Raw genomic sequence first — 4,416 nt, 5'->3', positions numbered from 1 at the left:
GGCGGGTGCTGGTGACGGCGGGGACGGGGGTGCCGACGTCCGGGCTGGTGCTCACCACCGAGGGATGAGCCCCAGGGGTAAACCCGCAGTACATGTCATCCCCACGTCCACCTTCAGGAGGTGGAGCCAGCCCCACCCCTACAACCTGAGGCGGAGCCCGCTTCGGGACCTGCGGCCGATCCGCGGGAGTGGGGGTCGCTCATAGCGTGGAGCCATGACCACAGCAGTCTGCACCAGCGCGTCGAACGCCACCGCACGGGCCGCCACTCGGCCCGCAGTACGGGGTACGCAGACCCTCACGTACCCCTCCTTCTCCTCGTACATGAGGGCCAGGCAACCCGTGCTGCTGCGCACCGCGCGCTCGCTGACCGCGAACGCGTGCGACGCGGAGGACCTGTTGCAGACCGCGCTGACCAAGACGTATGTGGCCTGGGAGCGGATCGAGGACCACCGGGCGCTGGACGGCTATGTCCGCCGGGCGCTGCTGAACACGCGGACCTCGCAGTGGCGCAAGCGGAAGGTCGACGAGTTCGCGTGCGACGAGCTGCCCGAGCCGGAGACGGTCGGCGGCGCGGAGGACCCGGCCGAGCAGCAGGCCCTGCACGACGCGATGTGGCGGGCGATCGCCAAGCTGCCGGAGCGGCAGCGGGCGATGGTCGTCCTCAGGTACTACGAGGATCTCAGCGAGGTCCAGACGGCCGAGGTGCTCGGGGTGTCCGTGGGCACGGTGAAGTCGGCGGTGTCGCGGGCGCTGGGGAAGCTGCGGGAGGACCCGGAGCTGGTTCTCGCCCGATAGTCCGTACCGCTCGTGGCACCAGTCCCTACCGCTCGTGGCACCAGTCCGTACCGCTCGTGGCACCAGTCCGTACCGCTCGTGGCAGTCTGAGGAGATCGATCGCCCGTTCCTAGTGACATACCGTGCGGTATGTGCGCAGAATCAGCGCAACCCCAACTACCGCGCAGGCAATGTCGCCTCGGGAGGACGCCGTGCTGAGCACCATGCAGGACGTACCGCTGCTGATCTCCAGGATCCTGACCCACGGGTCGACGGTCCATGGAACATCGCAGGTGATCAGCTGGACCGGTGAGGGAGAGCCGGAGCGCCGTTCCTTCGCGGAGATCGGTGCCCGCGCGGCCCAGTTGGCGCACGCCCTGCGCGAGGACCTGGGCGTGGTCGACGGCGAGCGAACCGCGACCTTCATGTGGAACAACGCCGTTCACGTCGAGGCCTACTTCGCGATCCCCGCCATGGGCGCGGTGCTGCACACCCTCAACCTCCGCCTTCCGCCGGAGCAGTTGGCGTGGATCGTCAACCACGCGGCGGACCGGGTGGTGATCGTCAACGGTTCGCTGATCCCGCTGCTCGCGCCCCTGCTGCCCAAGCTGCCGACGATCGAGCACATCGTCGTCTCCGGGCCCGGCGACCGTACGCCCCTCGAAGGCGGCCACGCGCGCGTGCACGAGTACGAGGAACTGATCGCGGACAAGCCGACGTCGTACGACTGGCCCGAGCTGGACGAACGCCAGGGTGCCGCGATGTGCTACACCTCCGGGACCACGGGCGACCCCAAGGGTGTGGTGTTCAGCCACCGTTCGATCTATCTGCACTCCATGCAGGTCAACATGACTCAGTCGATGGGGCTCACGGACCAGGACACGTCCCTGGTGGTCGTGCCCCAATTTCACGTCAGTGCGCGCAAAGGGGGAGGGGAGCGGCGAGGCCGTTTGACCTGCTCACCGCCCCCACCGACCGATCGTTCCTCCGTGGCGCACCGCGCCGCCTGTGGCAAGAGCGGTGCCGGTCGCGTGCTCGCGGGAGGTCGCCATGTTTAGCACCATGCAGGACGCCCCGCTGATCGTGAGCCGCATCCTGCGGCACGGCGTACGCGTCCACGGTTCATCGACGGTCACCACCTGGACAGGGTCCGGGGAACCGCAGCGGCGCACGTTCGCCGAGATTGGCGCGCGTGCCGCACAGCTCGCTCACGGACTCCGTGAGTTGGGCGTCGGCGAGGGTGACGTTACGGGAACCCTCATGTGGAATAACGCTGAGCACGTCGAGGCGTACTTTGCCGTCCCGTCCATGGGGGCAGTGCTCCACACGCTGAATCTGCGGCTTCCGACTGGGCAGCTGACTTACGTTGCGCACCACGCAGGCGACAAGGTGATCGTGGTCAATGGCTCATTGGTCGGGTTGCTGCTCCCGCTCCTTCCGAACCTGCCACGGCTTGAGCACGTGGTCGTTTCCGGCGCGATGGCGGACGACGCCCGAGCGGCGTTGGCCGCAGCTTCCGGCGTGCAGGTGCACGAGTACGAGGAATTGCTCGCCGGGCACCCCACGGTCTATGACTGGCCGGAGTTGGACGAGCGGCGCGCGGCCTCGCTCTGCTACACGTCCGGGACCACTGGGGAACCGAAGGGTGTCGCCTACTCGCATCGGTCCATCTACCTGCACTCCATGCAGGTCAACATGACTCAGTCCATGGGTCTGACGGACGCGGACCTTGCGCTTGTGATCGTGCCCCAATTCCATTGCAACTCTTGGGGCTTGCCGCACGCAGCTTTCATGACCGGCGTGAATATGCTGATGCCGGACCGGTTCTTGCAGCCGGGCCCGATCGCCGAAATGATCGAGCGTGAGCGTCCTACGTACGCTGCGGCCGTGCCCACCATTTGGCAAGGTTTGCTTGCCGAGTTGAAGGCGAATCCGCGCGACGTCAGCACGCTGACACAGGTAACGATCGGCGGTTCCGCTTGTCCTCCCGCCCTGATGAAGGCATTCGACGATCTCGGAATGCGGATCGTCCACGCTTGGGGCATGACCGAGACGTCGCCATTGGGCACGGTAGGGAGGCCGCCGGGCAAGGTGGCGCCCGGCTCCGAGGAGGAGTTCGCCTATCGGCTCACGCAGGGCCGGTTCCCGGCGGGCGTCGAGGGACGCCTCATCGGTCCGGGCGGCGATGAACTTCCCTGGGATGGCGCGTCGGCCGGTGAGCTGGAAGTGCGCGGACCGTGGATCGCCGGCGCGTACTTCGGCGGAGTCGACGGCGAGGCCACGCGGCCGGCTGACAAGTTCAGCGAGGACGGTTGGCTGAAGACCGGCGACGTCGGGACGATCAGCCCGGACGGATACCTGACCCTCACCGACCGGGCAAAGGACGTCATCAAGTCGGGCGGCGAGTGGATTTCGTCGGTCGAGCTTGAAAACGCCCTCATGTCCCACCCCGACGTTGCCGAGGCCGCCGTCGTGGCCGTGCCGGATGAGAAGTGGGGGGAACGGCCGTTGGCGACCGTGGTACTCCGGGACGGCGCTGCGGCTGACTTCTCCGCCCTTCGTGAACACCTCGCCTCGAACGGCATCGCACGGTGGCAGCTGCCCGAGCGATGGGCCGTGATCGCCGAGGTACCCAAGACGAGCGTTGGGAAGTTCGACAAGAAGACGTTGCGCGGACGCTTCGCAGAGGGCGCGTTGAAGGTCGAACAGCTCTGACCGGCGGCGATACGCGGTAGGAGCAGCAAGCGACCCCGGCACCTGTGGTCACGGTGCCGGGGTCGCGTGTGTTGCGGACCGCGCCGCCCCCGCGGGGGAACGGGGGCGGCGCGGCCGTCAGGGGGTTAGTAGCTCGTGCGCGGGAAAGAGCGGGTCAGACATGGGTGCCTCTTGTTACGGCCGACGGTAGGCGGTCCAGCGTGCGGCTGCTGCGGCAACGTCTTGAATCCATACGACGTCGGGCGCGTCTGCGGCGATACCAGCCCACAGCCGCTCTTGGGCGGTCGCGAAGACGTCGAGGGTCCGCCGGGGCGCGGTGGACCATGCGGGCGTCTTGGCGGCCCACTGCTCGGCGTCCGCAGGGCTGTGGCCGGCAGAGGTGAGCCAGACGACCCAACAGGCGGCGTCGATCCATGCCGCGCCGCGCGTCGGCCATGCCCAGTCGACGACGCGGGCGGCGTTGTTGCTGATGAGCACGTTGTCGGGGTGCCAATCGGTATGCAGCAGGGTTTCGCCGCGCAGTAGGTCGGCGTCGTCGGGGTCGTCGATGTACTCGGCGAGCCGCTGCTCGATGTGCTTCGGTAGTCCGCGGGCCGACCCTCGACATGCTCGAAACCGAGCAGATCCCAAGTGCCGTCGTTGATCCTCCAGAGCAGGCGGGGGGCGAGGGGAGCCACGGAAGGGTTGATCGTGGCCTCGCGGTTCTGTGTCCACGCGCGAGGGTGATCGGTGTTCATCCCCTTGACGAAGACGCGGCCGGCGCGGGTGTCGAGGGTGGCGGCAACCTCGCTGTTGAGTCCCTTGTCGGCGGTGGCTGTTGCGTAGATAGGGCCGGTGCGGGCCTCGACGGCCTCTCGGGTTGCGGCGGGCAGGTCATCCCATTGCATTCTCATGGTCACCACGGCGGGGAGTGTAGGGGGTCGGGC

3 protein-coding genes and 1 pseudogene are annotated in these 4,416 nt (G+C 67.8%); 3 read left to right on the top strand and 1 reads right to left on the bottom strand.

The genetic code is table 11. The features are described from left to right. Positions 1-214: 214 nt before the first annotated feature. The 3 genes and pseudogenes from JHN63_RS49730 to JHN63_RS49720 all read left to right on the top strand — a co-directional run bounded on the left by JHN63_RS49730 (position 215) and on the right by JHN63_RS49720 (position 3,490). A complete protein-coding gene (locus JHN63_RS49730) occupies positions 215-796 on the top strand; it encodes a SigE family RNA polymerase sigma factor (RefSeq protein ID WP_200691732.1) in 582 nt (193 codons plus the stop codon). 170 nt (positions 797-966) lie between these two features. After that, a pseudogene (locus JHN63_RS49725) lies at positions 967-1,695 on the top strand (AMP-binding protein); the annotation flags it as partial. 130 nt (positions 1,696-1,825) lie between these two features. After that, the gene (locus JHN63_RS49720) at positions 1,826-3,490 is read left to right on the top strand and encodes a long-chain fatty acid--CoA ligase (RefSeq protein ID WP_200691731.1); all 1,665 of its coding nucleotides are present in this window, start codon (positions 1,826-1,828) and stop codon (positions 3,488-3,490) included. Positions 3,491-3,664: 174 nt separating this feature from the next. Here the strand turns inward: JHN63_RS49720 and JHN63_RS49715 are convergent, their stop codons facing one another. Beyond that, positions 3,665-4,120 (bottom strand): phosphotransferase, encoded by a 456-nt coding sequence (locus JHN63_RS49715; protein ID WP_200691730.1) that lies wholly within the window; start codon positions 4,118-4,120, stop codon positions 3,665-3,667. Positions 4,121-4,416 lie beyond the last annotated feature (296 nt).

Origin of the sequence: Streptomyces sp. MBT65, from assembly GCF_016612545.1 — a bacterium.
Lineage (GTDB): Bacteria > Actinomycetota > Actinomycetes > Streptomycetales > Streptomycetaceae > Streptomyces.
The sequence above is the reverse complement of the archived record's forward strand: the minus strand, read 5'-3'. Positions and strand labels throughout refer to the sequence as shown.

What these genes read in the sequence shown, in the direction of transcription:
- JHN63_RS49720 (WP_200691731.1), top strand. Translation starts at nt 1,826, where the DNA reads ATGTTTAGCACCATGCAGGACGCCCCGCTGATCGTGAGCCGCATCCTG.
- JHN63_RS49730 (WP_200691732.1), top strand. Translation starts at nt 215, where the DNA reads ATGACCACAGCAGTCTGCACCAGCGCGTCGAACGCCACCGCACGGGCC.